The sequence below is a fragment of the Sphingosinicella microcystinivorans genome, assembly GCF_003634215.1.
Lineage (GTDB): Bacteria > Pseudomonadota > Alphaproteobacteria > Sphingomonadales > Sphingomonadaceae > Sphingosinicella > Sphingosinicella microcystinivorans.
Genome location: NZ_RBWX01000007.1, coordinates 193,564 through 219,111 on the forward strand (window position 1 = coordinate 193,564; position 25,548 = coordinate 219,111).

The window sequence follows — 25,548 nt, forward strand, 5'->3', positions numbered from 1 at the left end:
TGCGGCAAAAGCTGTTGTTCATGGAGACTTCTCATGGGTTCCACCGCCATTACGCCTGAAAACTTCGAAGCCGAAGTTGCAAACGCCGGAAAGCCGGTTCTCGTTGATTTCTGGGCGCCGTGGTGCGGCCCGTGCCGTCAGATCGCTCCGGCGCTCGAAGAGCTTTCGGAAGAACTCGGCGATCAGGTGACGATCGCCAAGCTCAACACCGACGATCACCCCGAGCTCGCGTCGCAGTTCGGCATCCGGGGCATTCCCACGATGATCCTGTTCAAGGACGGCAAGCCCGCCGCCACCAAGGTGGGCGCGCAGCCGAAGTCGATGATCAAGGATTGGCTCGTCGGCGAACTCGCCTGAACGGTGAAGGCGGGGGCTAGGCTGCCTCCGCCAGCGCCGCCCGTCGGCTGACGAACGCCGCCAATAACGCACCCGCCGCAAGGATGCCTGCCGCGATCAGGAAACTGACGCCCGGTGCATCGCCTACGGTCATTTCGTACATCCAGCCGAAGAACAGCGGCGAGGCGATGCCCGCGATGCTGCCGACGCTCATGTTTGCGCCCTGAAGCTGGCCTTGTTCACTTTCGGAGACGCGGCGCGTCATCAACGATTGCAGCGTCGGCATGGCGAGCGCCCACAGTGCATTGGGGAACAGCGCCAGCGTGAAAAGAAGCCCCGTGGGCGCAAGGCCCATGCTGGCAAGGCCCAGGCTTCCCATCACCAGCCCTGTCACCATCGTGCGCCGGTCGCCGAAGCGTTTCACTACCGGGCCCACCAGCCCCGCCTGCACGATCATTTCCAGGATGCCCGCAAGCGCCAGCGCGAAGCCGAGGTACATCGGGGTCCAGCCATGCTTGTGCGCGGCGTAGAGCACGAACACCACGGAGAACACGTGGTGCGCGAAGTAGAGCAGGAAGTTCACGACCGCGAGGCCGGAGAGTTCCGGGTGCGAGCGCAGCAGTTTGAGTGCGCCGAACGGGTTCGCGCGTGTCCACGAAAACGCCATGCGCCGTTCCTTCGGCAGCGATTCCGGCAGGATGAACAGACCGTAGAGGAAGGTCACGCCGGACAGTGCCGCCGCTGCCCAGAATGGTGCGCGCGGGCTGATCTCGCCGAGAACGCCGCCGATCAGCGGCCCGGCGATGAACCCCGCACTGAAGGCCGCGCCGACGAGCCCGTAGCCGCGCGCACGCTCTTCGGGCGGGGTGATGTCGGCCATGTAGGCGAACACGGCGGTGAAGCTCGACGACGTGATGCCCCCGATCATCCGCCCGACGGCGAGCCACCACAGATCCGGCGCCAGGGCCATCAGGATCCAGTCGAGCGTCAGGCCTGCTGTCGAGATGAGGATCGTTGGCCGCCGCCCGTAGCGGTCGGAGATCGAGCCGATGATCGGCGAGCAGAGAAACTGCATCCCTGCCCAGATCGCGACCATGATGCCGTTCCAGTACCCCGCGGCCGCTTCAGATCCCGCAAAACCCTTGATGAGAGCGGGAAGGATAGGGATCACGATCCCCATCGCCATCACGTCGAGAACGGCGACGGCGAGGATGAAAGCGATTGCGGGGCTGAAACGCGCGGAGGACATGGTCGGCGCTCATAGCGGCGCGCGGGCGCGGCGTCACGCGCTCAGGATGTCAGCTCCGATAGTCGGCGTTGATCGAGATGTAGCCGTGCGTCAGGTCGCAGGTCCAAACCGTCGCGCGGCCTTCTCCCAGGCCGAGGTTCACGCCGATTTCGATCTCCTGACCCTTGAGGTGCGCGGCGACCGGTGCCTCATCGTAACCGTCGACGACCATGCCGTCTTTCGCGACGATGGTGTCGCCGAAGCGTACCGAGAGCTTGTCGCGGTCGGCGTGCTCGCCGGCCTTGCCGACCGCCATGACGACGCGGCCCCAGTTGGCGTCTTCGCCGGCCACCGCGGTCTTTACCAGCGGCGAGTTGGCGATCGAGAGCGCGATGCGTTTTGCGGAGGCATAATCGGTTGCGCCTTCCACCTTCACGGCGATCAGCTTCTGCGCGCCTTCGCCGTCGCGCACGACCTGCTGCGCGAGGTCGCGGCAGACCTGGGTGAGCGCGGCCTGGAGGGCGTCGGCGCCGGGCGAGTCGGGGCCTGTGATCTCGGCGTTCTTTGCAGCGCCGGTTGCGAAGGCGAGAAGGGTGTCGCTCGTTGAGGTGTCACTGTCGACGGTGATCGCATGGAAGCTGAGGTCGGTTGCCGCCGCGAGCATCGTCTTCAGGTAGGCGGGGGAGACGGCGGCGTCGGTGAACACGAAGGCGAGCATCGTTGCCATGTCGGGCGCGATCATGCCCGAGCCCTTGGCAATGCCGACCACCGCGACGGTGCGGTCGCCGATGATGGCGGTGGCACCCGCGCCTTTCGCAAACGTATCGGTTGTCATGATCGTCGAGGCGGCGTGGAGCCAGCTTGCGTCGGACCCGACCGAAAGCTTGTTGAACGCTTGCCGGAGGCCGTCCTTCGCCTTGTCCTCGGGGAGCGGCACGCCGATCACGCCTGTCGAAGCGAGGAATATCTCTTCGCGCGCGATGCCGAGTTCGCCGGAGACCGTTTCGAGGATCATGTCGCACGCGGCCTTGCCGCGCCGCCCGGTGAAGGCGTTTGAGTTGCCCGCGTTCACGACAAGTGCGCGCGCCTTGCCCCTGGCAAGCGCACTCCGGCACCATTCGACCTCCGGCGAGGGGCACTTCGACGTCGTCGTCAGCCCGGCGACAACGGTGCCCTCCGCGAACTCGCCGAGCAGCATGTCGGCCCGGTCCCAGTTCTTGTATCCCGCGCGGGCGGTCGCAAGGCGCACGCCTTCGATATCGGGCAGTTTCGGGAATTTTTCGGGTGCCAGGGGCGAACGGTCGTGCATCATTGTCCTCGTGGATGGAACTGATCCCGGTTTAGGCCACCGCGGCGTTTTGGTCGAGCCGCAAGAGGGGACTCGCCAACGGGATTCCACCGCGTTAGGCTTCATGTCCAACGACAAAGACCAAGCGGCGAGCAGAGACGAAGGAGCGCAGGTTTAAAAGGGGACACGCATTTCGACGTTCAACGAAATGTACGACGGGGAAACGGTTCGCGCGCCCTATCTCGACCTTTCGGGTTGGGTTACGGACATGCCGCCGGCCCTCCTCGATCTGAAACGCGCCGAAGCCGACGCCCTGTTTCGCCGTATCGGCATCACCTTCGCGGTGTATGGTGAGGGCGGCGATCCCGAACGGCTCATTCCTTTCGACATCTTCCCGCGCGTGTTCACCGCGCACGAATGGCGGCGGCTTGAGCGCGGCGTGAAGCAGCGCGCGCAGGCGCTCAACGCCTTCCTTCGCGACGTTTACGACCGCGCCGAAATCGTCCGCGCGGGGCGCATCCCGGCAGAGAGGATTTTCCAGAACGCGGCCTATGAGCCTGCGGTGGTGGGTATCCAGCCGCCACGCGGCATCTACAGCCACATCGTCGGCGTTGATATCGTGCGCACGGGCCCCACCGATTTCTTCGTGCTCGAGGACAATTGCCGCACGCCGTCCGGTGTTTCCTACATGCTGGAGAACCGGGAAATCATGATGAGGATGTTCCCGGATCTCTTTCAGCGGAACCGCGTTGAGCCCGTGGAGGATTATCCGAACCAATTGCGCCGCACGCTGATGAGCGTCGCGCCCGGGGGCTGCAAGGGTGAGCCGACCGTGGTGCTGCTCACGCCGGGCTCGCTCAACAGCGCCTATTACGAGCACTCGTTTCTCGCCGACCAGATGGGCGTCGAGCTCGTGGAGGGGCAGGATCTCTTCGTCGACGGCGACCACGTTTACATGCGCACGACGATGGGGCCGAAGCGCGTGGACGTGATCTACCGCCGCATTGACGACGACTTTCTCGATCCGCTCTGCTTCCGCCCCGATTCGATGCTGGGCGTGCCGGGGCTGATGAACGTGTACCGCGCGGGCAATGTCGCGATCGCCTCGGCGCCCGGTGCGGGTGTGGCGGACGACAAGGCGATCTACACCTACGTGCCGGAGATGATCCGTTTTTATCTGGGCGAGGAGCCCGTTCTGGCGAACGTGCCGACGTGGCAGTGCGGCAATGCTGACGATCTCGCTTACGTCCTCGGCAACCTTTCCGATCTCGTCGTCAAGGAAGTGCATGGTTCGGGAGGATACGGCATGTTGGTCGGACCCGCCTCGACGCGCGCCGAGGTTGAAGCCTATGCACGGCGCATCAAGGCCAACCCCTCAGAATTTATCGCCCAGCCCACGCTGTCGCTCTCGACGACGCCAACCTACGTCGAGTCCGGCCTTGCGCCGCGCCATGTCGACCTCCGGCCATACTGTCTCGTCGGCGAGCGCATCCATCTTTGTGCGGGCGGGCTGACGCGCGTCGCGCTTCGCGAGGGGTCGCTTGTCGTCAATTCATCGCAGGGCGGCGGCGTGAAAGACACGTGGGTGCTGGCGGACTGAATGACCATGCTGAGCCGCACCGCCGAAAACCTCTTCTGGATGACCCGCTACATGGAGCGGGCCGAGACGATGGCACGCCTGCTGGAGGTCGGCTATCGTATCGCGCTGATGCCGTCCGCGGGCACGGGGCACCAGAACGACTGGGCATCGATCCTGGCCGCGGCGGGCGGCGCGGCGGCGTTTGCATCACGCTACGGCGAGACAACGCCCGCCACGGTGGAGACATTTCTGTTCTTCGACCGCGAGAACACCTCATCCGTTGCGAACTGCATTGCCCGCGCCCGCGACAACGCAAGGGTCGTCCGCACGGCTGTCACCAGCGAGGTTTGGGACGCGCTGAACGGCGCGTTTCAGGACATGAAGGCGTTCGAACGGCGCGGGCCGGGCCGCGCCGACCTGATGTCGCTGTGCGACTGGACCAAGCGGCAGACGGCGCTTCTGCGCGGTGCGATCGAGAACACGCAGCTGCAGCAGGACGGCTACGACTTCATGAACCTCGGCTATTACATCGAGCGCGCCGACAACACGGCGCGGATGCTCGATGTGAAATATTATGTGCTGCTGCCGGTGACGGACCGCGTAGGCGGGGGCATCGACAATTACCAGTGGACCACGCTGCTGCGCGCCATGTCGGTCTTCCGTGCGTTCCACTGGGCCTACGGCGGCGACTACACGCCGGGGAAGATCGCGCACTTCCTCATTCTCAACAAATCCTGCCCGCGCTCGCTCATCCACTGCGCTGAACAAACCAACTATCACCTCGCGCGTCTCTCCCGCGCCTATGGCCAGCGTACGAAGCCCCACCAGACTGCGCGGACGATGCTCGCCGAACTTGCCGATACCCAGATCGACGACATCGTCTTTTCGGGCCTTCACGAGTTTCTGACCGGCCATATCCGCCGCACCGCTGCGCTTGGCAGCGAGATCGCGGATACGTATCTGTTCGGAGGCGGCTGATGCGCGTCTCCGTCTCTCATATCACGCGCTACCGCTACGCTTCGCCGATCCGCCAGGTAGTCCAGAGCCATCGGCTGACGCCTTCCCGCTTTGCCGGTCAGCGCACGCTCGACTGGAAGGTGGAGGTGGAAGGCGGACGCTTCTCGCAGCCGTTCACAGACGGTGCAGGCGATACGATCCGGACCATGTCGCTGCACGGCCTTGTCGAAGCCGTGGACATTCACGTGACCGGCACGATCGAGACCGTGGATCTGGCGGGCGTGCTCAAAAACCACCGCGAGCGTATCTCGCCGCTCGTCTACCTTCGCACCACACGCGCGACGCGTCCCGATGCAGCGCTGAGGAAGCTGGCCGCAAAGGCCGTATCGGACATTCCCGAAACCGCCCATCTCGACCGGGCGCATGCCATGTCCGCCGCGGTCGCCGACGGCATCGTATACGCGCCGGGCGAAACGCACGCGCATACGACGGCCGCCGAAGCGCTCGCCCTCGGCCTCGGCGTCTGCCAGGACCACGCGCACGCACTCATTGCCTGCGCGGTGTCGGTCGGCATCCCGGCGCGCTACGTGTCGGGCTATCTGTTCGCCAGTGCCGACGGCGTTCCGCACGAGGCGAGCCATGCCTGGGCGGAGCTTTATGTCGATGCCCTGGGTTGGGTCGGGTTCGATCCTGCCAACCGCTGCTGCCCCGATGAACGCTATATCCGCCTCGGCTCGGGGATCGATTCGGAGTCCGCGGCGCCGATCCGGGGTGTTTCCTTCGGTGTCGCGAACGAAGATCTCGATGTGACCGTTGCGGTTACCGCGGTGCAGCAATAAAGGTTGCAGCACCATGACATACTGCGTCGGCGTCCTCCTCAATGATGGTATCGTGCTCCTTTCGGACACGCGCACCAACGCCGGTTTCGACAACATCGCCAGCTACAAGAAGATGTTCGTGTTCGAGGAGCCGGGCGAGCGCGTGATCGCGCTGATGACGGCGGGCAGCCTTTCGGTGACGCAGACGGTGATCGCGCGGCTTCGCGATGCGATCGACGACCCGGAACAGACCGAAACGCCATCGATCATGAAGGCGGCGACGATGCTGGAGGTCGCGCAGATCGTGGGCGACACGCTCTCGCAGGTCACTTCGGAGATTTCCGAGAAGCTTGAACGCATGAAGCAGGGCGCCACCGCGTCGATGATCCTCGCCGGGCAGCGCAAGGGCGGCGGCCCGCGCATGTTTCTGATCTACCCCGAGGGCAATTTCATCGAGGCCACGGAAGACACGCCGTTCCTGCAGATCGGCGAGCACAAGTACGGCAAGCCGATCCTCGACCGGGTCGTGCGGAAGGACATGCCGATCGACGATGCGCGCAAGGCGTTGCTGCTCTCGATGGATTCGACGTTGCGTTCCAACCTGTCGGTGGGGATGCCGCTGGATCTCGCGGTGATCCGCAAGGATGATCTCACGGTTTCCGAAACGCACCGCTTTGAACCGGGCGATCCGGCTTTCTCTGCGATGTCGGAAGCCTGGAGCCGAACGCTTCGTGAAGGCTTCACGCGGATCGAAATCTAGGAGGCGTGGCCTGCGCTGAAGTTTGCGCAGCGGGCTTCAGGCGATCAGGGTTTTCCGAAGAAGCGGTCGATTACGTTTTGCGCAAGCCGTGCGGGGCGCAGCGTTTCGGCATCCACGCAGCACCAGCTTGATTTCACTTCGGCGAGAACCTCCTCGCCGCGCTTGATGATCGTTTCGTAGAACGCCCGCGCGCCGTGCACCTTTTCGAGGAGGACAGTGGCGATCACCTCGTCGTCGAGGAAGGTCGGGCGGCGGTAGGTGATCTCGTGTTTCAGCGCGACCCACAGGTGCGCGGCGACGGCATCCGCGGGCGCGAAGCGCTGCCAGTGGCTGAGCACCGCGTCCTGAACCCACTTCAGGTAGCTCGCATTGTTCACGTGGCCCATGAAATCGATATCGGCAGGGCTGATCTCGATCGCGTAGCTGAAAGGGGCGGGGTTGCTCATTTTTCTCAGGATAGCAGGCACGGGCCGATTTAGCGAGCGATGCCCGCGTGCGGACAGAATGCCGCAGGCCCTGACGAAAAGTGCCGCCGGAGATGGCTCCGGCGGCACTCCTGCGTGACGAAACGGTCGCTTACGCGGCCTTGCGGCGGCGCGCGGCGCCAACGCCGATGAGGCCGAGACCGAAGAGCGCAAGCGCGGCCGGCTCCGGCACCTCGACGGGCGCGACGACCTTCACGGCCGTGACCGTCGCCTTCACGCCGATCGGCGCGAAGAAATCGATGCCGGCGAGGTCGTGGAAGTCCACGGTGAATTCGGAACCGTCTGCCGTGACGATCGTGGAAATGTCGTCCCAGATCAGCGAGCCGCCGGTGATGATGCCGCCGGCCGTGATGTAATAGGCTTCACCGCCCGAGGAGGCCGAACCGGCGATCGGCTCGAAAAAGGCGAGCGTCGCGGTGAACGTGGCGTGGCCCGCGCCGAAGCCGCTCGGCGTGATCTGGCCGAAGTTGAACGTGTAGCCCTCGCCTTCCTCAAGCGAAAACGAGAAATCGCTCCCGAACGAGAGACCGCTGGAAACGCCACACCAGCCGATGCAACCGCTCGTGTCGACGGTGAGGCTGGAGCCGCCCTGATCGACGTCGAAAACGAGGCCGGCGTTGGCGGGGGCGGCGAAGGCGGTCATGCCCAGCAGGGCGGTCGCAGCGGCGACTTTCAAGATGCTCATATTTTTTCTCCAAGCAAAGCAAAGACTTGATGGGGTTAACCATGCAATGCACGTGCCATGCCGGAAAAAACCGCACTGTTCCGGGCGATGCGGAGGCAGGTTTTGTTACGTCTCCGTAAAAACTGTTAATAATTCCGACGCTCTCGCGTTCAGAACCAGAAACGCACGCCGACAAGCCCGCGTACCGCGTCCACGTCTTCGCCCGCCGCGCGCGCGAAATCGGCCGTGTCGCCGATCTTCCGGTGCCATTCGACGCCGACGTAGGGCCGGAACTGCGGTACGAATTCATAGCCGAGCCGGGCGCCCGCCTCGATCGCGGAGAGGCCCGCGCCGATGCCGTATTCTGGGATGTCCTGAGCCGAAAGCTCCACCTCGATGCGTGGCTGCAGGATCAGCTTCTGCGTCAGCCGCTGGTCGTATTCGGCCTCGATGCGCGCGGTGACGTCGCCCTTCGTCGAGATGAAGGCGGCGGCGTCCACCTCGAACTTGTAGGGCGCGAGACCCTGGATGCCGATCACCGCGTGCGCGCGGTCCGGCTCCGGGCGGATGTCGTAGCGCACGCCCGCCTGTAGATCGAAGAACGGGCCGATGGCATGACTCCACAGCGCCTGAACCTCGGCGGATTCGAGCGGACCGCCGAACGCGCCTTCGCCTTCGGTCTTCCACCAGAACTTGTCGATGTCGCGGCCGATCCAGCCCTGCACGTCCCACAGGTAGGTCTCTTCGCCCTGCCCGAAGCCCGCCTCGAGTCGATCGACGATGGTCTTCGACACCGTCATGCCGCCCGTCTCCTTGTAGAGCGCGGCGCGTGCGGCGGCCATCGTGTCGGCGCCGAACACGGCGTCGGCGGCGTAGGTGGGCCCACCGGCCGCGGCGGCGGGCGGCGGACCTTTGGAAATGGAAGGGCCGGAGGGGGTGGCGCCGTGTCCCGCGTGGGGGTCTGCTTGCGGCATCACATGGCCAGCGTGCGGGTCGGTCGGCGCCGGCATCGTGTGGCCTGCGTGGGGATCGTCGGTCGGGGCGGGCATGGCGTGGCCGGCGTGGGGATCATCGGCGGGCATCTGGTGCTGCGAATGGTCCTGCGCGAACGCAGGGCCTGCTGTGCCGATGAGGAGGAGTGCGATCAGCCGCTTCATGCCGCGTCTCCCGCACCGTGCGTTCTTTCGCTGTCGAGGGGCCGCACCGTCACCACGTTGAACATGCCGAGGTGCATGTGCATCAGCAGGTGGCAGTGGAACGCCCAGTCGCCGGGCGCGTCTGCGGTGAGATCGAAGGAGACCTTGCCGCCGGGCAGCACGTTCACGGTGTGCTTCCTCGGGTGATGGCCCTCGTGGCCGTTCACAACCTCGAAGAAATGGCCGTGCAGGTGGATGGGGTGCGCCATCATCGTGTCGTTCACCAGCGTCACGCGCACGCGCTCGTTTTTCTCGAAGCGGAACGGCTCGGTCACGGGGCTGAACTGCTCGCCGTTGAACGACCACATGTAGCGTTCCATGTTGCTCGTCAGGTGGATTTCGAGCGAGCGCGAAGGCGACCGCGTGTCCGGGTTCGGCGCGAGCGCGACGAGATCGGTGTAGACGAGCACGCGGTGCGTCTCGTCTTCAAGCCCGAGCCCCCGGTCGCCGACCCGGTCCACCGGCATCGGCGCGATCATGTCGACACCGGGGCTGAGCTTCACGCCCGCGCGCGCCGCATTCTCGGGATCGCGCATCTTCATCGAATGGCCCATCGCGGCATGGTCTCCGCCGCCGCCGTGACCCATGTCCTTCATTGAAAGCGTCGGGCGCTCGCGCAGCTTCGGCACCGGCGCGCTCATGCCCATGCGGGGCGCGAGCGTCGCGTGGGCCATGCCGGAGCGGTCGACGCTTTCGGCGGCGAGCGTGTAGGCGGCGTCACCCGGCGTTACGATCACGTCGTAGGTTTCGGCGACGCTGATCTGGAGTTCGTCCGTCTCCACCGGCCGCACGTTCTCCCCGTCCGCGTTCACAACGGTCATGGGCAGGCCGGGAATGCGCACGTTGAAGATGGTCATGGCCGACGCGTTGATGATGCGCAGCCGCACGCGCTCGCCCGGATTGAAGAGCCCGGTCCAGTTCTCGGCCGGGCCGTGCCCGTTCACGAGATAGGTGTAGGTCGCGCCCGTCACGTCCGAAATGTCGGCGGGGCTCATGCGCATGGCGCCCCACTCCAGCCGCTCTTTCAGGGTCTGGCCCTTGCCCGCGGCAAGCTCGGCGAAGTTGGGGTTGTCGCGGCGGAAGAACTCCGCGTCCTGCTTCAGCTTCTTCATGACCGCGTGCGGATGCATGAAGCTCCAGTCCGAGAGCACGACCACGTGCTCGCGGTCGTAGGCGACCGGATCGGCGTCCGCAGGATCGATGACGATGGGGCCGTAGTGGCCCATCGCCTCCTGCAGGTTCGAATGGCTGTGGTACCAATAGGTGCCCGACTGGATCACAGGGAATTCGTAGGTGAAGCTCGAATGCGGCGCGATGCCGGAGAAGCTGATGCCGGGCACGCCGTCCATCTGGAAGGGCAGCAGCAGCCCGTGCCAATGAATCGATGTGTCTTCGTCCAGGTGATTGGTGACGATCAGCCGCGCGGTCTGGCCTTCCTTCAGCCGGATCAGCGGGGCGGGGAGCGTGCCGTTCACCGTCACGGCATGGCCGGTGCGGCCACCGACGGTGAACGGCGTGTGGCCGACGTTCAGCCGAATCTCGGGGCCTGACAGCGCGGCGCCGATGCCGGGTGTGCCGCTCCGTGCCCATGCAGGGAAAAGAGCCGTAGCGCCGATACCGCCGATCAGCGCGCGTCGAGAAAGGGCGAGTCTGTTCATGAGAGGAGGTTTGCACCTTGACACTATGGTAAGGTCAAGGGCTCTTGACCCTCACATGGTGTAAAGGTTCAATGTGCTGGCAAGAGGAGATTTTCAGTGTCCGATTGCTGCAAACACCACGATCATCAACATAGTATGCCGGTAGACCCCGCAACCGTGGCGCCCGGCGTCATGTGGATCTGCCCGATGCACCCGCAAATCCGACAGGACGGGCCGGGTACGTGCCCGATCTGCGGCATGGCGCTGGAGCCCGAGTCGCCATCGCTCGACGACGCGCCCAACCCTGAGCTGATCGATTTCACGCGGCGATTTTGGGTCGCCGCTGCGCTCGCGCTGCCGCTGTTCGTACTGGCGATGGGCACGGACATGCTCGGCTGGCACCTGCTGCCGATGCGGACGATGGTGTTCGTCCAGTTCGCGCTCGCGACGCCGGTGGTGCTGTGGGCGGGACTGCCGTTCTTCGAGCGGGCCATCGCTTCGGTCCGCACGCGCAGTCTCAACATGTTCACGCTCATCGGCCTCGGCGTCGGGGTCGCCTATGCCTACAGCGTCGTCGCGACGCTCGCGCCCGGCCTGTTTCCCGCAAGCCTGCACACGATGCATGGTCAGGTCCCGGTGTATTTCGAGGCGGCAGCGGTCATCGTCGCACTTGTGCTGCTCGGGCAGGTGCTCGAGCTGCGCGCCCGCGCCGCGACCGGCAAGGCGATCAAGGCGCTGCTCGGCCTCGCGCCGAAGCACGCGCGGCGGATCGCGGCGGACGGCAGCGAATCTGATGTGGACATCGGCCACATCGCGGTCGGCGATCTGCTCCGCGTACGCCCCGGCGAGAAGGTTCCCGTGGACGGTATCGTCGAGGAAGGGTGCTCGTCGGTCGACGAATCCATGCTGACGGGCGAGCCGGTCCCGGCTGAAAAGGCCACCGGCGACGCGGTGACGGGCGCGACGGTGAACGGCACCGGGATGCTCGTCGTCCGCGCGTCGCGCGTCGGCAGCGATACCTTGCTCGCGCAGATCGTGCGGATGGTCGCAGAGGCGCAGCGTTCGCGCGCGCCGATCCAAAGCCTCGCCGACACGGTTTCGGGCTGGTTCGTGCCCGCCGTGGTGCTCGTTGCGGTACTCGCCTTCGCCGTCTGGCTGTTTGTGGGGCCGGAGCCGCGCCTCGCCCACGCGCTCGTCGCGGGCGTTTCGGTGCTCATCATCGCCTGCCCCTGCGCGCTCGGGCTCGCGACGCCGATGTCGATCATGGTCGGCACCGGCCGCGGCGCGGCGGCGGGCGTGCTCGTCCGCAACGCCGAAGCGCTGGAGCGCATGGAAAAGGTCGACACACTTGTCGTCGACAAGACCGGCACGCTGACGCTCGGCAAGCCGCGCCTCGTCGGCATCGAAGGCGACGACCATGACGATATGCTGCGCCTCGCCGCATCGGTGGAGCGCGGAAGCGAGCATCCGCTCGCCGCCGCGATTGTCGATGCCGCGGAGGAGCGCGGGCTTGTTCTGGGCGATGTCAGCGATTTCGCATCGGAAACCGGCAAGGGCGTCTCGGGGATGGTGGACGGTCGCCGCGTCCGTCTCGGCAACCGCGCGATGATGGCGGGCCTCGATACGTCGGCACTCGACGCGAAGGCGGACGATCGGCGCGCTTCGGGCGAGGGCGTGATGTACCTCGCCATCGACGGCGCCTTCGCGGGCTTCCTCGCGGTGGCCGATCCGGTGAAGGAAAGCGCGTCGGAAGCCATCGCGGACCTCAAGCGTGAGGGCCTCCACGTCGTCATGCTCACCGGCGACAGCCGCGCGACGGCGGAAGCGGTCGCGAAGCGGATCGGCGGCATCGACTCGGTGATCGCCGAGGTGCTGCCCGCCGACAAGCAGAAGGCCGTCGAGCGCCTGCGCGCCGAGGGGCGTATCGTCGCGATGGCCGGAGACGGCATCAACGATGCGCCCGCGCTCGCTGCCGCGAACGTCGGCATCGCGATGGGTACCGGCACGGATGTCGCCATGGAAAGCGCCTCCGTCACGCTCGTGAAGGGCGACCTTCGCGGCATCGTTCGCGCGCGTCGCCTCAGCCGCGCGGTGATGCGCAACATCCGTCAGAACCTGTTCTTCTCGTTCGTGTTCAATGCGGCGGGCGTTCCGATCGCGGCGGGCGTGCTCTATCCGGTGTTCGGGCTGCTGCTGAGCCCGATGATCGCAGGGGCGGCCATGTCTCTGAGTTCGGTCACGGTGATCGGCAATGCGCTTCGGCTGAGAGGGGTGAGGCTGTGAACATCGGTGCGGTATCGAAGAAGAGCGGCGTCAGCCAGCGCATGATCCGCCACTATGAAGGGATCAGCCTCATCCCGGTGCCGCCACGCCGGGACTCGGGCTACCGCGACTATGGCGAGGACGACGTGCATCGCTTGCGCTTCATTGCCAACGCGCGCGATCTCGGCTTCGGCATCGAGGAAATCCGCACGCTTCTGGCGCTCTGGTCCGACCGCGAGCGTAGCAGCGCCGACGTCAAGCGCCTCGCGCTGCAGCAGGCCGAGGCGCTTGGCGAGAAAATGAAGGCGATCGAGGCGATGCGCAGCACGCTCATCCATCTGGCGAAGGGTTGCCACGGCGATTCCCGCCCCGACTGCCCTATCATTGACGCGCTCGCGGCAAAGATGAGCTGAACGGCGTCGTGCCGCGGCGTATCGTCGACGTTTCGGACTGGAGCGGCTTTTGAAGTGGTATCTCATCCTGTTTGGCGTGGTCTTTCTGCCTCAACGGGCGTTGGCGGCCGGCGGCGCCGTGGAGGTTGGCCTGCGGATCAACACTTATGGCCGGGTGACGGAATGCCGGGTGCTTCGCTCCAGCGGGTATCCAAAGCTGGACGCCCGGACGTGCTCCATTCTGCGTCGAACGAAGCGCTATGAAGTAAAGCGTTACGGCGGGAAGGCGGTTGCCTACGAGCGGTCGGAGACATATCGCTGGCAGGTGCCCAAGGTGCGGGAAGCGACCTCGCCGCAGATTCCCGCGACCCGGATTCATTGACTATAAAGCGCACCGTTCCTATGTCGGCGGCGATGTTGGGGCCCGCCTGTGCGGCCCCGCCCTTTGCGCACAAGGTACCCCATGCTCGGTCTGAACGCGCTCGCGAAGCGTATCTTCGGCTCCTCAAACGATCGCTACGTCCGGTCGCTGTCCTCCATCGTCCGCAAGATCAACGATCTGGAACCCTCGTTCGAAGCGCTCACCGACGAGCAGCTGAAGGCGAAGACGGAAGAATTCCGCCAGCGCGTCGCGGGCGGCGAAACGCTGGATGCGCTGCTGCCCGAAGCCTTCGCCACGGTACGCGAGGCATCGAAACGTGTGCTCGGGATGCGGCACTTTGATGTCCAGCTCATCGGCGGCATCGTGCTGCACAGGGGCGAGATCGCCGAGATGCGCACCGGCGAGGGCAAGACGCTGGTGGCGACGCTCGCCACCTATCTGAACGCCATCGAAGGCAAGGGCGTCCACGTCGTCACGGTGAACGACTATCTCGCCCGCCGCGACTCCGGCTGGATGGGCAAGATCCACAATTTCCTCGGGCTTTCAGTGGGCGTCATCGTCCCGAACATCGACGAGGCGACCCGCCGCGCGGCTTATGGCGCGGACATCACCTATGGCACCAACAACGAGTTCGGCTTCGATTACCTGCGCGACAACATGAAATATTCGCGCGAGTCGATGGTGCAGCGGCCCTTCAATTTCGCGATCGTCGACGAGGTCGACTCGATCCTTGTCGACGAGGCGCGCACGCCGCTCATCATTTCCGGCCCCACCGAAGACAAGACCGACCTGTATGTCGCGGTCGATGCCGTGGTGAAGGTGCTTCCCAAGGAAGCCTACGAGGTCGACGAGAAGCAGAAATCGATCACGCTGACCGAGGACGGTACCGAGGCCGCCGAGCGCGCGCTTGAGGCGGCAGGGCTGCTCGTCGGCGAAAATCTCTATGATTTCGAGAACACGCAGGTGGTTCACCACCTCAATCAGGCGCTGAAGGCGAACATCATCTTCCGCCGCGATACCGACTATATCGTGAAGGGCGACAAGGTCGTCATCATCGACGAGTTCACGGGGCGCATGATGGATGGCCGCCGCTGGTCGGACGGACTCCACCAGGCGGTGGAGGCCAAGGAGGGCGTCGAGATCCAGCCCGAGAACCAGACGCTCGCCTCGATCACCTTCCAGAACTATTTCCGCATGTACCCCAAGCTCGGCGGCATGACCGGCACGGCAGCGACCGAAGCGGCGGAATTCTACGATATCTACAAGCTGAACACGGTCGAAATCCCGACGAACGTGCCCGTGAAGCGCATCGACGTGGACGACGAGTTCTACAAGAACGCGCAGGACAAATACGGTGCGATCGTGAAGGCGATCCGCGAGGCGAGCCTGAAGGGTCAGCCCGTGCTCGTCGGCACGGTTTCCATCGAAAAGTCGGAAATGCTCTCCGAGTACCTGACGAAGGAGGGCGTGGAGCACAATGTGCTGAACGCGCGCTTCCACGAGCAGGAGGCGCACATCGTCGCGCAGGCGGGCCGGCTCGGCGCCGTCACCATCGCCACCAACATGGCGGGCCGCGGCACGGACATCCAGCTTGGCGGCAACGTCGAGTTCCGCGTCGACGACGAACTGAAGACGATGCCCGAAGGCCCCGACAAGGAACAAGAGGTCGAGCGTATCCGTCAGGAGATCGCCGCAGAGCGCGAGGCGGTGAAGGCGGCGGGCGGGCTGTTCGTGCTCGGCACCGAGCGCCACGAGAGCCGCCGCATCGATAACCAGCTTAGGGGCCGTTCGGGCCGTCAGGGCGATCCGGGCTTCTCGCGCTTCTACCTCAGCCTGGACGATGACCTGCTGCGCATCTTCGGTCAGCAATCCATGCTCAATCGCATGATGCAGTCGGGTCTCGAGGAGGGCGAAGCGATCGTCCACCCGTGGATCTCGAAGGCGATCGAAACCGCGCAGAAAAAGGTTGAGGCGCGCAACTACGACGTTCGCAAGCAGCTCCTGCAGTACGACGACGTGATGAACGACCAGCGCAAGGTCGTTTACGAACAGCGCGCCGACGTGATGGATTCGGACACGCTCGGCGATGTTGTGGCGGACATGCGCTCGGAGACCGCCAACGACCTGGTGGCGCTGCACTGCCCGGCCGGAAGCTACCCCGAGCAGTGGAACGTGGAAGCGCTGAGGGCCGACCTTGCGCGCCTGTTCGCGCTCGACTTGCCGATCGAGGAGTGGATCGGCGAGCAGGCGGTCGATCAGGAAATCTTCATCGAGCGCATCGAGGCGGCCGCGAAGGACGCGCTTGAAGCGAAAACGGCGAATATCCCCGCCGAAACGTGGACGCAGATCGAGAAGAGCTTCCTCCTTCAGGCGATCGACCATCACTGGAAGGAACATCTCGCGACGCTCGATGCGCTGCGTGCGGTCATCCACCTGCGTGCCTATGCGCAGAAGCAGCCGATCAACGAATACAAGCAGGAAGCCTTCGCACTGTTCGAGCGGATGCTGGTCAACATCCGCGAGGAAGTGACGCGGATGCTCAGCCACGCGCAGTTCGAAATGGCCCCGCCGCCGCTGCCGCGCACGCCGCCGGAGTTCCTGACGACGCATATCGACCCGTTCACGGGCGAGAACGACTCGCTTGCCGCCGATCCCGATCAACTCGCGGAAACCGCAGGCGCGGTGGGCCGCAATCAACCCTGTCCCTGTGGCTCGGGCAAGAAGTATAAGCACTGCCACGGCGCGAAGGACTGAGCCTTCGCTTCTCATGGGGGGGTGAAATGCTGAAACTGGCACTTGCCGCCGCCGCGCTGCTTTCAGGCGCGGCGCAGGCGGAAACCGTCGTCGTCACCGCGGACCGCATGGTCGACGTGGCTGCGGGGAGGATGGTGGCGAACCCGGTGGTGGTGATCACCGACGGACGCATCGTCTCCGTCTCCGGCGGCGCGGGCATCCCGGCGGACGCGAAACGCGTCGACCTGCCCGGCATGACGCTCGTGCCCGGCCTTATCGACATGCACGTCCATCTGGACAGCGCACCCATCTACGGCGGCTACAACAGCCTCGTCTTCACCGACAGCTTCTGGACCGTCGTGGGCGCGGCCAATGCACGCGCCATGCTGGAGGCGGGCTTCACCACCGTCCGCAACGTGGGCTCGGCGGGCTATTCGGACGTCGGCATCAAGCAGGCGATCGAGGAGGGCTTCGCGACCGGGCCGCGAATCGTTCCCGCTGCTTATGCGCTCGGTGCCACGGGCGGCCACTGCGACGAGACCTTTTATCCGCCCTCGTTCCACCGCAAGGGCGAAGCCGTGGGCGATTCGCCCGACGAACTCCGCCTGCGCGTGCGCGAGCAGAGGAAGTATGGCGCGGAGGTCATCAAGGTGTGCGCCACGGGCGGCGTCTTCTCGCGCAACACCGAGCCCGGCCAGCAGCAGCTCTCCGAAGCCGAACTGCGCGCCATCGCGGACGAGGCGCACATGTGGGGGCTGAAGGTTGCCGCGCACGCGCACGGCACGTCCGGCATCAAGGCGGCGATTCGCGCAGGCATCGACACGATCGAGCACGCCAGCCTCATCGACGCCGAAGGCATACGCCTCGCCAAGGAGCGCGGCACGGTGCTTGCGATGGATATCTACAACACCGAGTATACGCAGTCTGAGGGGCGCAAGAACGGCGTGCTGGAGGACAATCTGCGTAAAGACCGCGAGGTTGCCCAGGTCCAGCGGGACGGCTTCCGTGCCGCACACAAGGCGGGCGTGAAGATGGTGTTCGCATCCGACGCGGGCGTGATGCCCCATGCGGAGGTCGGCAAGCAGTTCCGCGTGATGGTGGAGTACGGCATGACGCCGATCGACGCGATCCGCGCGGCGACGCGGAATGCCGCCGAGGCGCTGGGCCGCGAATCGGATGTCGGCACGATTGCGCCGGGCCGTTATGGAGACCTTATCGCGGTCGCCGGGGACCCGACTGCGGACGTGACGCTGCTCGCGAATGTTCCTTTCGTTATGAAGGGCGGCGACATCGTGAAAGATGCGCGCTGAACGCATCGCCGAAGACCCGCGGAGAACCGTCACAAAAGCCGTTGACCTTGGGGGGAGGCGCGCATATAAGCCGCGCCCGTACTCGCGGGCTGGTGGTAGGCGTTCGTCCTAGACGCTGTCCTGGAACGGGTTTTTAGAGCTGATAGGCCGCAAGGCCGCGAAATAAGGGTCCGGGTGGGGCCGTTAAGGTGCCCGCCGGGACCGTTTGCATTTGTCCGCGAATCGCTCGCGGACGCTTTGCGCGCGGCTGGCCCTGAAGGCTTGCATGGATTTGGAAACAAGAGGCTGAAGCGTTAATGCCGACGATCAACCAGCTGGTCCGCAAGGGTCGGAATCCGCAGAAGGCGCGCAACAAGGTGCCGGCGCTCGAAGCGAATCCGCAGAAGCGCGGCGTATGCACGCGCGTCTACACGACGACCCCGAAGAAGCCGAACTCGGCGCTCCGCAAGGTGGCCAAGATTCGCCTGACCAACGGTTTCGAGGTGATTGGCTACATCCCGGGTGAAGGTCACAACCTTCAGGAGCACTCGGTGGTGCTCATTCGCGGCGGCCGCGTGAAGGATTTGCCGGGCGTGCGTTATCACGTGCTGCGCGGCGTTCTTGACACCCAGGGCGTCAAGGATCGCAAGCAGAGCCGTTCGAAGTACGGCGCCAAGCGGCCTAAGTAAGGAACTAGAGAAATGGCTCGTCGTCGCCGTCCGGAGAAGCGCGAAATTCTCCCCGATCCCCGCTTCGGGGACATCACGCTCACGAAGTTCATGAACCTCGTGATGTATCAGGGTAAGAAGTCGATCGCCGAAACGATCGTCTACAGCGCCCTCGACAACATCGAAGCGAAGATGAAGAAGGATCCGGTCGGGGTCTTCCACGACGCGCTCAACAACGTGAAGCCGGGCATCGAAGTCCGCAGCCGCCGCGTTGGTGGTGCGACCTACCAGGTGCCCGTCGAAGTGCGCCCGGACCGTTCGCAGGCGCTCGCGATTCGCTGGCTGATCTCGGCCGCGCGCAATCGCAGCGAGAACACAATGTCGGCGCGCCTTTCGGGCGAACTGATGGACGCCTCGCAGAACCGCGGTACCGCCGTGAAGAAGCGCGAAGACACGCACCGTATGGCCGAGGCGAACCGCGCCTTCGCGCACTACCGCTGGTAAAGATTAAGGACTGATCGCAATGGCCCGCAGCCATCCGCTCGATAAATATCGCAACATCGGCATCATGGCCCACATTGATGCCGGTAAGACGACGACGACCGAGCGAATCCTCTATTACACCGGCAAGTCCTACAAGATCGGCGAAGTGCACGAAGGCACGGCGACGATGGACTGGATGGAGCAGGAGCAAGAGCGCGGCATCACGATCACGTCTGCCGCGACGACCTGTTTCTGGAACGATCACCGCATCAACATCATCGATACGCCCGGCCACGTCGATTTCACCATCGAAGTCGAGCGCAGCCTTCGCGTGCTCGACGGGGCGGTTGCGTGCTTCGACGGCGTTGCCGGCGTGGAGCCGCAGTCTGAAACGGTGTGGCGTCAGGCCGACAAGTACCGCGTTCCGCGCATGTGCTTCGTCAACAAGCTCGATCGCACCGGCGCCAACTTCGAACGTTGCGTGCAGATGATCAAGGACCGCCTCGGTGCGCGTCCGCTGGTGCTTTATCTCCCGATCGGAATCGAGAGCGGGTTCAAGGGTCTCGTCGACCTCGTCGAGAATCGCGCGATCATCTGGCTCGAGGAATCGCTGGGCGCGAAGTTCGAATATCGGGATATCCCGGACGAGCTGAAGGAAGCCGCCGAGCTTGCTCGCCAGGAACTGATCGAGATGGCCGTCGAGCAGGACGACGCCGTCATGGAAGCCTATCTCGAAGGCAATGTTCCCGATGCCGCTACGCTGAAGGCGCTGATCCGCAAGGGTACGCTCAGCTTCGCGTTCGTGCCGGTGCTGTGCGGTTCGGCGTTCAAGAACAAGGGTGTGCAGCCGCTGCTGGACGCCGTCGTCGACTATCTGCCGAGCCCGCTCGACGTGCCGGCGGTGCAGGGTGTCAAGCTGGACGGCGAGACGCCGGACACCCGCAAGGCTGACGACAGCGAGCCGTTCTCGGCGCTGGCGTTCAAGATCATGACCGACCCGTTCGTCGGTACGCTGACCTTCGCGCGCATTTACTCGGGCAAGCTCGAGGGGTCTTCCACCGTGCTCAACTCGGTGAAGGACAAGAAGGAAAAAATCGGCCGCATGCTTCTGATGCATGCGAACGAGCGTGAAGACATCAAGGAAGCCTACGCGGGCGACATCGTCGCGCTCGTCGGTCTCAAGGAAGTCACCACGGGCGAAACGCTCTGCGCGCCGAATGCGCCGATCATCCTGGAGCGCATGGAGTTCCCGGATCCGGTCATCGAGGTTGCGGTGGAACCGAAGACCAAGGCCGACCAGGAGAAGATGGGCATCGCGCTCAATCGTCTCGCGCAGGAAGACCCGAGCTTCCGCGTGTCGTCGGACCTCGAAAGCGGTCAGACCATCATCAAGGGCATGGGTGAACTTCACCTCGAAATTCTTGTCGATCGCATGAAGCGTGAGTTCAAGGTCGAGGCGAACGTTGGTGCGCCGCAGGTGGCATACCGAGAATCGCTCGCGCGCAAGGTCGATATCGACTACACGCACAAGAAGCAGTCGGGTGGTTCGGGTCAGTTCGGTCGCGTCAAGATGACGGTCGAGCCGGGCGAACGCGGCCAGGGCGTGCTTTTCGTCGACGAGGTCAAGGGCGGCAACGTTCCGCGCGAATATATTCCTTCGGTCGAGAAGGGTATTCGCGAGGTTGCGGCTTCGGGTTCGCTGATCGGCTTCCCGATCATCGACTTCACCGCGACGCTGACGGACGGCGCCTACCACGACGTCGACTCGTCTGCGATGGCGTTCGAAATCACCGGTCGCGGTGCGATGCGCGAAGCGGCCCAGAAGGCCGGCATCAAGCTGCTCGAGCCGGTGATGAAGGTCGAGGTGGTGACGCCCGAAGAGTTCATGGGCGATGTCATCGGCGATCTGAATTCGCGGCGCGGCCAGATTCAGGGCACCGACAGCCGCGGCAACGCACAGGTGGTCGAGGCGATCGTGCCGCTGGCGAACATGTTCGGGTACGTCAACCAGCTCCGTTCTTTCTCGCAGGGCCGGGCGCAGTACACGATGCAGTTCAGTCATTACGAGGAAGTCCCGGCGAACGTCGCCGAGGAAGTCAAGGCGAAGCTCGCCTGATAATTTGGTTGGCAATCGGAATTGGCCGCGAGGCCAGGGACAGCAGAAGACAAGAGGGTTAGAGACATGGCGAAAGCGAAGTTTGAGCGCACCAAGCCGCACTGCAACATCGGCACCATCGGTCACGTCGACCATGGCAAGACGACGCTGACGGCGGCGATCACGAAGGTTCTGTCGGAAACTGGCGGCGCCACGTTTACGGACTACGCCAACATCGACAAGGCACCGGAAGAGCGCGAGCGCGGCATCACGATCTCGACGGCGCACGTCGAGTACGAGACCGAGAACCGCCACTATGCGCACGTCGATTGCCCGGGCCACGCTGACTATGTGAAGAACATGATCACCGGCGCCGCGCAGATGGACGGCGCGATCCTCGTCGTGAACGCCGCTGACGGCCCGATGCCGCAGACCCGTGAGCACATTCTGCTTGCGCGTCAGGTCGGCGTGCCGGCGCTCGTCGTCTACATGAACAAGGTCGATCAGGTCGACGATCCCGAGCTTCTCGAACTCGTCGAGCTTGAGGTTCGCGAGCTTCTCTCGAAGTACGATTTCCCGGGCGACGACATTCCGATCGTCAAGGGTTCGGCTCTGGCCGCTCTCGAAGGCCGCGACGACGCCATCGGCAAGAACTCGATCCTCGAGCTGATGAAGGCCGTTGACGATTTCATCCCGCAGCCGGCGCGTCCGCTCGACAAGGCGTTCCTGATGCCGATCGAAGACGTGTTCTCGATCTCGGGCCGCGGCACCGTCGTGACGGGTCGTGTCGAAACGGGTGTCGTCAAGGTTGGCGAGGAAGTCGAGATCGTCGGCATTCGTCCGACGACGAAGACGACCGTCACGGGTGTCGAAATGTTCCGCAAGCTGCTCGATCAGGGTCAGGCCGGCGACAACATCGGTGCGCTGCTCCGCGGCACGAAGCGTGAAGACGTGGAGCGCGGCCAGGTTCTCTGCAAGCCGGGCACGATCACGCCGCACACGGAGTTCAAGGCCAGCGTGTACGTCCTGTCGAAGGACGAGGGCGGCCGTCACACGCCGTTCTTCGCGAACTATCGTCCGCAGTTCTACTTCCGCACGACCGACGTGACGGGTGAAGTTGTTCTTCCCGAGGGCACCGAGATGGTGATGCCGGGCGACAACATCGAACTCGGTGTGAAGCTGATTGCGCCGATCGCCATGGACCAGGGTCTCCGCTTCGCCATTCGCGAAGGCGGTCGTACCGTGGGTTCGGGCGTCGTGGCGGAAATCACGAAGTAAGCGAAAGCATATCGCCGGTCCGGCACGAAAACGTGCCGGACCGGTTTGCTTTTGCCGGTTGATTGTCAGGGCCGAAATTGGTCGGCCAAATAAAGGTTTGAACGGGTACCCGCATGGAAACGCAGAATATTCGCATCCGCCTCAAGGCCTTCGATCACCGCGTGCTCGATCAGGCGACGGGCGAAATCGCCGATACGGCGAAGCGGACGGGCGCGATGGTGCGCGGACCCATCCCGATGCCGACGCGCATCGAGAAGTTCACGGTGAACCGCTCGCCGCACGTCGACAAGAAGTCGCGCGAGCAGTTCGAGGTTCGCACCTACAAGCGCCTGCTGGACATTGTTCAGCCGACGCCCCAAACGGTGGACGCGCTGATGAAGCTCGACCTCGCCGCGGGTGTGGATGTCGAGATCAAGTTGCAGGCCTAGCCTGACGTTTTAACTCAAGCCCCCTCCGCGGAGGGGGCCTCTGAAGAGGAAGGAACAAGATCATGCGCACTGGCGTGATCGCAAAGAAGGTGGGAATGACCCGGCTGTTCAAGGACGACGGCCGGCATGTTCCTGTGACGGTTCTCAGCCTTGAAGGCTGCCAGGTCGTCGCACAGCGTACCGAGGACCGCGATGGCTATGTCGCGCTCCAGCTCGGTGCCGGCACCGCGAAGGTTAAGAACGTCGCCAAGCCGCAGCGCGGCCACTTCGGCAAGGCCGAAGTCGAGCCGAAGGCGCAGGTTGTCGAATTCCGTGTTACGGAAGATGCGCTCGTCGATGTGGGAGCCGAGCTGTCGGCCGACCATTTCGTCGCGGGCCAGTATGTCGACATCACCGGCTCAACGCAGGGCAAAGGCTTTGCCGGCGCCATCAAGCGTTGGGGTTTCGGCGGTCTGCGCGCGACGCACGGCGTCTCCGTTTCGCACCGTTCGCATGGTTCGACGGGTAACCGCCAGGATCCGGGCAAGGTCTTCAAGAACAAGAAGATGGCCGGCCACATGGGCGCCCGCAACCGCACGCAGCAGAATCTCGAGATCGTCGGCACCGACGTCGCTCGCGGCCTGATCTTCGTCAAGGGTTCGGTCCCCGGCCACAAGGGCGGCTGGCTCGAAGTTCGCGATGCCGTGAAGGTGGCGCGTCCGGGCGAGGCTCCGTATCCGGCCGGCATTCGCAGCGCGAACAACAATGAAGCGGCCCCCGCCGAGGCTCCGGCCGAGACGGTCGAAACCGCCACCGACGGCCAGGAGGGCTGAACATGAAAATCAAGGTACAGACCCTCGACGCGAAAGCGGCTGGCGATGTCGAACTGAACGACGAGATCTTCGGTCTCGAACTTCGTACCGACATCCTGCACCGTGTCGTCAACTGGCAGCTCGCCAACCGCCGCGGTTACGCCCGCGCCGCACGCGAGCGTTCCGATGTTGCGCGCACCGGCAAGAAGTTCGGTCGCCAGAAGGGTGGCGGCACGGCACGTCACGGCAACCGCCGCGCACCGATCTTCATCGGCGGTGGCAAGGCCCACGGTCCGCGCGCCCGCTCGTTCGAGCAGAGCCTGAACAAGAAGATCCGCGTCCTCGGCCTCAAGACCGCGCTGTCGGCGAAGGCCAAGGAAGGCAAGCTCATCGTCCTCAAGGACCTCGAGCTGAAGGATGCCAAGACGAAGGTGCTGCGCGATCAGCTCGGCAAGCTCGGCATCACCAGCGGCCTCTTTATCGACGGCGACACGCCCGCGAACTTCCGTCTGGCCTGCGCGAACCTCTACAAGGTCGACGTGCTGCCGGTCATTGGCGCGAACGTGTACGACATCCTCAATCACGACACCCTCGTCCTCACGACGTCGGCGGTCGAAAAGCTGGAGGCGCGCTTCAATGGCTAAGGCTGCGAAGAAGGCCGAGATCGCGCTGGAGCACTACGACGTGATCCTGTCGCCGGTCATCACCGAGAAGTCGACGCAGGTGTCGGAACACAACCAGTTTGTGTTCCACGTCGCGAAGACCGCGACCAAGCCCGCCATCAAGGCGGCGGTCGAAGCGCTGTTCGATGTCAAGGTGAAGGGTGTGAACACGCTCATCGCCAAGGGCAAGACCAAGCGCTGGAAGGGTCAGCGCTACATCCGCTCCGACGCGAAGAAAGCCGTCGTGACGCTCGCCGAAGGCGAGTCGATCGACGTGACCACGGGAATCTAAGCCATGGCGCTCAAATCCTATAACCCCACCAGCGCAGCGCGCCGCGGCCTCGTCCTCGTCGACAAGTCGCAGCTCTTCAAGGGCAAGCCCGTCAAGGCGCTGACCGAGGGTCTCCACAAGTCCGGCGGTCGCAACAACCAGGGCCACGCCACTGCGCGCGGTATTGGCGGCGGTCACAAGCGCCGTTATCGCATTGTCGATTTCAAGCGTCGCAAGTGGGACATGTCGGCCGTTGTCGAGCGGATCGAGTATGACCCGAACCGCACGGCGTTCATCGCCCTCGTGAAATACGAGGACGGCGAGCTGAACTACATCCTCGCACCGCAGCGTCTTGCCGTTGGCGATACCGTCGTCGCGGGCAAGAAGACCGACGTGAAGCCGGGCAACGCGATGGAAATCGGTCAGATGCCGGTTGGCACGATTGTCCACAACGTCGAGATGAAGCCCCGCAAGGGTGGCCAGATCGCGCGTTCGGCAGGCACCTACGTGCAGGTCGTCGGTCGTGACCGCGGCATGGCGATCGTCCGTCTCGGTTCGGGCGAGCAGCGCTACGTTCCGGCTGATTGCATGGCGACGGTCGGCGCGGTGTCGAACCCGGACAACTCGAACCAGAATCTTGCCAAGGCTGGCCGCAACCGCTGGCTCGGCAAGCGTCCGCTGACGCGCGGTGTCGCCAAGAACCCGGTCGACCACCCGCACGGCGGTGGTGAAGGCCGGACTTCGGGTGGCCGTCATCCGGTGACCCCGTGGGGCAAGCCGACGAAGGGTGCCAAGACCCGGAACAAGAAAAAGGCGTCGAGCGCGATGATCATCCGTTCGCGTCACGCGAAGAAGAAGAGGTAAGC

The 25,548-nt window shown here is 64.4% G+C and carries 25 protein-coding genes; 19 read left to right on the forward strand and 6 right to left on the reverse strand.

The annotated features are described in order from the left end of the window. The first annotated feature begins 33 nt into the window (after positions 1–33). Positions 34–357, forward strand: a complete 324-nt coding sequence (gene trxA / locus DFR51_RS01175) for a thioredoxin (protein ID WP_121047226.1) — start codon at positions 34–36, stop codon at positions 355–357. 16 nt (positions 358–373) lie between these two features. Here trxA and DFR51_RS01180 read toward each other — a convergent pair whose 3' ends face one another. Both DFR51_RS01180 and argJ read right to left on the reverse strand, forming a co-directional pair. Next, the gene (locus DFR51_RS01180) at positions 374–1,585 is read right to left on the reverse strand and encodes a TCR/Tet family MFS transporter (protein ID WP_121047227.1); all 1,212 of its coding nucleotides are present in this window, start codon (positions 1,583–1,585) and stop codon (positions 374–376) included. Positions 1,586–1,634: 49 nt separating this feature from the next. Then, positions 1,635–2,873 carry a bifunctional glutamate N-acetyltransferase/amino-acid acetyltransferase ArgJ gene (gene argJ / locus DFR51_RS01185; protein WP_121049558.1) on the reverse strand — a complete coding sequence of 413 codons (1,239 nt, stop codon included), beginning with the start codon at positions 2,871–2,873 and terminating at the stop codon, positions 1,635–1,637. A 187-nt stretch (positions 2,874–3,060) separates the two neighbouring features. Here argJ and DFR51_RS01190 point away from each other — a divergent pair, with 187 nt between their 5' ends. From DFR51_RS01190 to DFR51_RS01205, 4 genes are read left to right on the forward strand one after another with little or no spacing between them, the layout of a single operon-like run. Further along, positions 3,061–4,452 (forward strand): circularly permuted type 2 ATP-grasp protein, encoded by a 1,392-nt coding sequence (locus DFR51_RS01190; RefSeq protein ID WP_121047228.1) that lies wholly within the window; start codon positions 3,061–3,063, stop codon positions 4,450–4,452. Then, a complete protein-coding gene (locus DFR51_RS01195) occupies positions 4,453–5,409 on the forward strand; it encodes an alpha-E domain-containing protein (protein ID WP_197723695.1) in 957 nt (318 codons plus the stop codon). Next, complete coding sequence (locus DFR51_RS01200) at positions 5,409–6,227, forward strand: transglutaminase family protein (protein WP_121047229.1); 819 nt, start codon at positions 5,409–5,411, stop codon at positions 6,225–6,227. Before DFR51_RS01195 ends, DFR51_RS01200 begins: the two co-directional genes overlap by 1 nt. A 13-nt stretch (positions 6,228–6,240) precedes the next feature. After that, a complete protein-coding gene (locus DFR51_RS01205) occupies positions 6,241–6,966 on the forward strand; it encodes a proteasome-type protease (protein WP_121047230.1) in 726 nt (241 codons plus the stop codon). 44 nt (positions 6,967–7,010) lie between these two features. On the opposite strand, the gene DFR51_RS01210 is transcribed toward DFR51_RS01205, so the two are convergent. The 4 genes from DFR51_RS01210 to DFR51_RS01225 all read right to left on the reverse strand — a co-directional run bounded on the left by DFR51_RS01210 (position 7,011) and on the right by DFR51_RS01225 (position 10,969). Continuing rightward, positions 7,011–7,412, reverse strand: a complete 402-nt coding sequence (locus DFR51_RS01210; protein ID WP_121047231.1) for an acyl-CoA thioesterase — start codon at positions 7,410–7,412, stop codon at positions 7,011–7,013. Positions 7,413–7,542: 130 nt separating this feature from the next. After that, complete coding sequence (locus DFR51_RS01215; RefSeq protein WP_121047232.1) at positions 7,543–8,136, reverse strand: PEP-CTERM sorting domain-containing protein; 594 nt, start codon at positions 8,134–8,136, stop codon at positions 7,543–7,545. Positions 8,137–8,285: 149 nt separating this feature from the next. Next, a complete protein-coding gene (locus tag DFR51_RS01220; protein ID WP_121047233.1) occupies positions 8,286–9,272 on the reverse strand; it encodes a copper resistance protein B in 987 nt (328 codons plus the stop codon). Further along, positions 9,269–10,969 carry a copper resistance system multicopper oxidase gene (locus DFR51_RS01225; RefSeq protein WP_121047234.1) on the reverse strand — a complete coding sequence of 567 codons (1,701 nt, stop codon included), beginning with the start codon at positions 10,967–10,969 and terminating at the stop codon, positions 9,269–9,271. Before DFR51_RS01225 ends, DFR51_RS01220 begins: the two co-directional genes overlap by 4 nt. Positions 10,970–11,104: 135 nt before the next feature. On the opposite strand from DFR51_RS01225, the gene DFR51_RS01230 reads away from it, so the two are divergent. The 14 genes from DFR51_RS01230 to rplB all read left to right on the forward strand — a co-directional run bounded on the left by DFR51_RS01230 (position 11,105) and on the right by rplB (position 25,546). Further along, positions 11,105–13,231, forward strand: coding sequence for a copper-transporting P-type ATPase (locus DFR51_RS01230; protein ID WP_121047235.1), 2,127 nt, complete (start codon positions 11,105–11,107; stop codon positions 13,229–13,231). Next, the gene (gene cueR / locus DFR51_RS01235; RefSeq protein ID WP_121047236.1) at positions 13,228–13,623 is read left to right on the forward strand and encodes a Cu(I)-responsive transcriptional regulator; all 396 of its coding nucleotides are present in this window, start codon (positions 13,228–13,230) and stop codon (positions 13,621–13,623) included. The genes DFR51_RS01230 and cueR overlap by 4 nt, the downstream gene beginning before the upstream one ends. 49 nt (positions 13,624–13,672) lie before the next feature. Further along, positions 13,673–13,984 carry an energy transducer TonB gene (locus tag DFR51_RS01240; RefSeq protein ID WP_160119108.1) on the forward strand — a complete coding sequence of 104 codons (312 nt, stop codon included), beginning with the start codon at positions 13,673–13,675 and terminating at the stop codon, positions 13,982–13,984. Positions 13,985–14,065: 81 nt separating this feature from the next. Then, positions 14,066–16,738 carry a preprotein translocase subunit SecA gene (gene secA, locus DFR51_RS01245; RefSeq protein WP_121047238.1) on the forward strand — a complete coding sequence of 891 codons (2,673 nt, stop codon included), beginning with the start codon at positions 14,066–14,068 and terminating at the stop codon, positions 16,736–16,738. 26 nt (positions 16,739–16,764) lie between these two features. Next, positions 16,765–18,027, forward strand: a complete 1,263-nt coding sequence (locus DFR51_RS01250; RefSeq protein ID WP_121047239.1) for a Xaa-Pro dipeptidase — start codon at positions 16,765–16,767, stop codon at positions 18,025–18,027. A gap of 296 nt (positions 18,028–18,323) precedes the next feature. Further along, the gene (gene rpsL, locus DFR51_RS01255; RefSeq protein WP_121047240.1) at positions 18,324–18,695 is read left to right on the forward strand and encodes a 30S ribosomal protein S12; all 372 of its coding nucleotides are present in this window, start codon (positions 18,324–18,326) and stop codon (positions 18,693–18,695) included. A gap of 12 nt (positions 18,696–18,707) precedes the next feature. Then, entirely contained in the window at positions 18,708–19,178 is a 471-nt protein-coding gene (gene rpsG, locus DFR51_RS01260; protein ID WP_121047241.1) for a 30S ribosomal protein S7, read from the forward strand. A gap of 19 nt (positions 19,179–19,197) precedes the next feature. Next, the gene (gene fusA / locus DFR51_RS01265) at positions 19,198–21,273 is read left to right on the forward strand and encodes an elongation factor G (RefSeq protein ID WP_121047242.1); all 2,076 of its coding nucleotides are present in this window, start codon (positions 19,198–19,200) and stop codon (positions 21,271–21,273) included. Between the two features lie 66 nt (positions 21,274–21,339). Further along, the gene (gene tuf, locus DFR51_RS01270) at positions 21,340–22,530 is read left to right on the forward strand and encodes an elongation factor Tu (RefSeq protein WP_121047243.1); all 1,191 of its coding nucleotides are present in this window, start codon (positions 21,340–21,342) and stop codon (positions 22,528–22,530) included. Positions 22,531–22,643: 113 nt separating this feature from the next. Continuing rightward, a complete protein-coding gene (rpsJ, locus tag DFR51_RS01275; RefSeq protein ID WP_121047244.1) occupies positions 22,644–22,958 on the forward strand; it encodes a 30S ribosomal protein S10 in 315 nt (104 codons plus the stop codon). A 62-nt stretch (positions 22,959–23,020) separates the two neighbouring features. Further along, entirely contained in the window at positions 23,021–23,770 is a 750-nt protein-coding gene (gene rplC, locus DFR51_RS01280; protein WP_121047245.1) for a 50S ribosomal protein L3, read from the forward strand. Between the two features lie 2 nt (positions 23,771–23,772). Beyond that, positions 23,773–24,393 carry a 50S ribosomal protein L4 gene (gene rplD / locus DFR51_RS01285; RefSeq protein ID WP_121047246.1) on the forward strand — a complete coding sequence of 207 codons (621 nt, stop codon included), beginning with the start codon at positions 23,773–23,775 and terminating at the stop codon, positions 24,391–24,393. After that, positions 24,386–24,703: a 50S ribosomal protein L23 gene (locus tag DFR51_RS01290; RefSeq protein ID WP_121047247.1), complete on the forward strand. Its 318-nt coding sequence runs from the start codon at positions 24,386–24,388 to the stop codon at positions 24,701–24,703. Before rplD ends, DFR51_RS01290 begins: the two co-directional genes overlap by 8 nt. 3 nt (positions 24,704–24,706) lie before the next feature. Continuing rightward, positions 24,707–25,546, forward strand: a complete 840-nt coding sequence (gene rplB / locus DFR51_RS01295; RefSeq protein ID WP_121047248.1) for a 50S ribosomal protein L2 — start codon at positions 24,707–24,709, stop codon at positions 25,544–25,546. Positions 25,547–25,548: the final 2 nt, after the last annotated feature.

Bases quoted from the DNA above. Each gene is read 5' to 3' on its own strand.
- trxA (WP_121047226.1), top strand. From the start codon at position 34: ATGGGTTCCACCGCCATTACGCCTGAAAACTTCGAAGCCGAAGTTGCA.
- DFR51_RS01180 (WP_121047227.1), bottom strand. From the start codon at position 1,585: ATGTCCTCCGCGCGTTTCAGCCCCGCAATCGCTTTCATCCTCGCCGTC.
- argJ (WP_121049558.1), bottom strand. From the start codon at position 2,873: ATGCACGACCGTTCGCCCCTGGCACCCGAAAAATTCCCGAAACTGCCC.
- DFR51_RS01190 (WP_121047228.1), top strand. From the start codon at position 3,061: ATGTACGACGGGGAAACGGTTCGCGCGCCCTATCTCGACCTTTCGGGT.
- DFR51_RS01195 (WP_197723695.1), top strand. From the start codon at position 4,453: ATGACCATGCTGAGCCGCACCGCCGAAAACCTCTTCTGGATGACCCGC.
- DFR51_RS01200 (WP_121047229.1), top strand. From the start codon at position 5,409: ATGCGCGTCTCCGTCTCTCATATCACGCGCTACCGCTACGCTTCGCCG.
- DFR51_RS01205 (WP_121047230.1), top strand. From the start codon at position 6,241: ATGACATACTGCGTCGGCGTCCTCCTCAATGATGGTATCGTGCTCCTT.
- DFR51_RS01210 (WP_121047231.1), bottom strand. From the start codon at position 7,412: ATGAGCAACCCCGCCCCTTTCAGCTACGCGATCGAGATCAGCCCTGCC.
- DFR51_RS01215 (WP_121047232.1), bottom strand. From the start codon at position 8,136: ATGAGCATCTTGAAAGTCGCCGCTGCGACCGCCCTGCTGGGCATGACC.
- DFR51_RS01220 (WP_121047233.1), bottom strand. From the start codon at position 9,272: ATGAAGCGGCTGATCGCACTCCTCCTCATCGGCACAGCAGGCCCTGCG.
- DFR51_RS01225 (WP_121047234.1), bottom strand. From the start codon at position 10,969: ATGAACAGACTCGCCCTTTCTCGACGCGCGCTGATCGGCGGTATCGGC.
- DFR51_RS01230 (WP_121047235.1), top strand. From the start codon at position 11,105: ATGCCGGTAGACCCCGCAACCGTGGCGCCCGGCGTCATGTGGATCTGC.
- secA (WP_121047238.1), top strand. From the start codon at position 14,066: ATGCTCGGTCTGAACGCGCTCGCGAAGCGTATCTTCGGCTCCTCAAAC.
- DFR51_RS01250 (WP_121047239.1), top strand. From the start codon at position 16,765: ATGCTGAAACTGGCACTTGCCGCCGCCGCGCTGCTTTCAGGCGCGGCG.
- rpsL (WP_121047240.1), top strand. From the start codon at position 18,324: ATGCCGACGATCAACCAGCTGGTCCGCAAGGGTCGGAATCCGCAGAAG.
- rpsG (WP_121047241.1), top strand. From the start codon at position 18,708: ATGGCTCGTCGTCGCCGTCCGGAGAAGCGCGAAATTCTCCCCGATCCC.
- fusA (WP_121047242.1), top strand. From the start codon at position 19,198: ATGGCCCGCAGCCATCCGCTCGATAAATATCGCAACATCGGCATCATG.
- tuf (WP_121047243.1), top strand. From the start codon at position 21,340: ATGGCGAAAGCGAAGTTTGAGCGCACCAAGCCGCACTGCAACATCGGC.
- rpsJ (WP_121047244.1), top strand. From the start codon at position 22,644: ATGGAAACGCAGAATATTCGCATCCGCCTCAAGGCCTTCGATCACCGC.
- rplC (WP_121047245.1), top strand. From the start codon at position 23,021: ATGCGCACTGGCGTGATCGCAAAGAAGGTGGGAATGACCCGGCTGTTC.
- rplD (WP_121047246.1), top strand. From the start codon at position 23,773: ATGAAAATCAAGGTACAGACCCTCGACGCGAAAGCGGCTGGCGATGTC.
- DFR51_RS01290 (WP_121047247.1), top strand. From the start codon at position 24,386: ATGGCTAAGGCTGCGAAGAAGGCCGAGATCGCGCTGGAGCACTACGAC.
- rplB (WP_121047248.1), top strand. From the start codon at position 24,707: ATGGCGCTCAAATCCTATAACCCCACCAGCGCAGCGCGCCGCGGCCTC.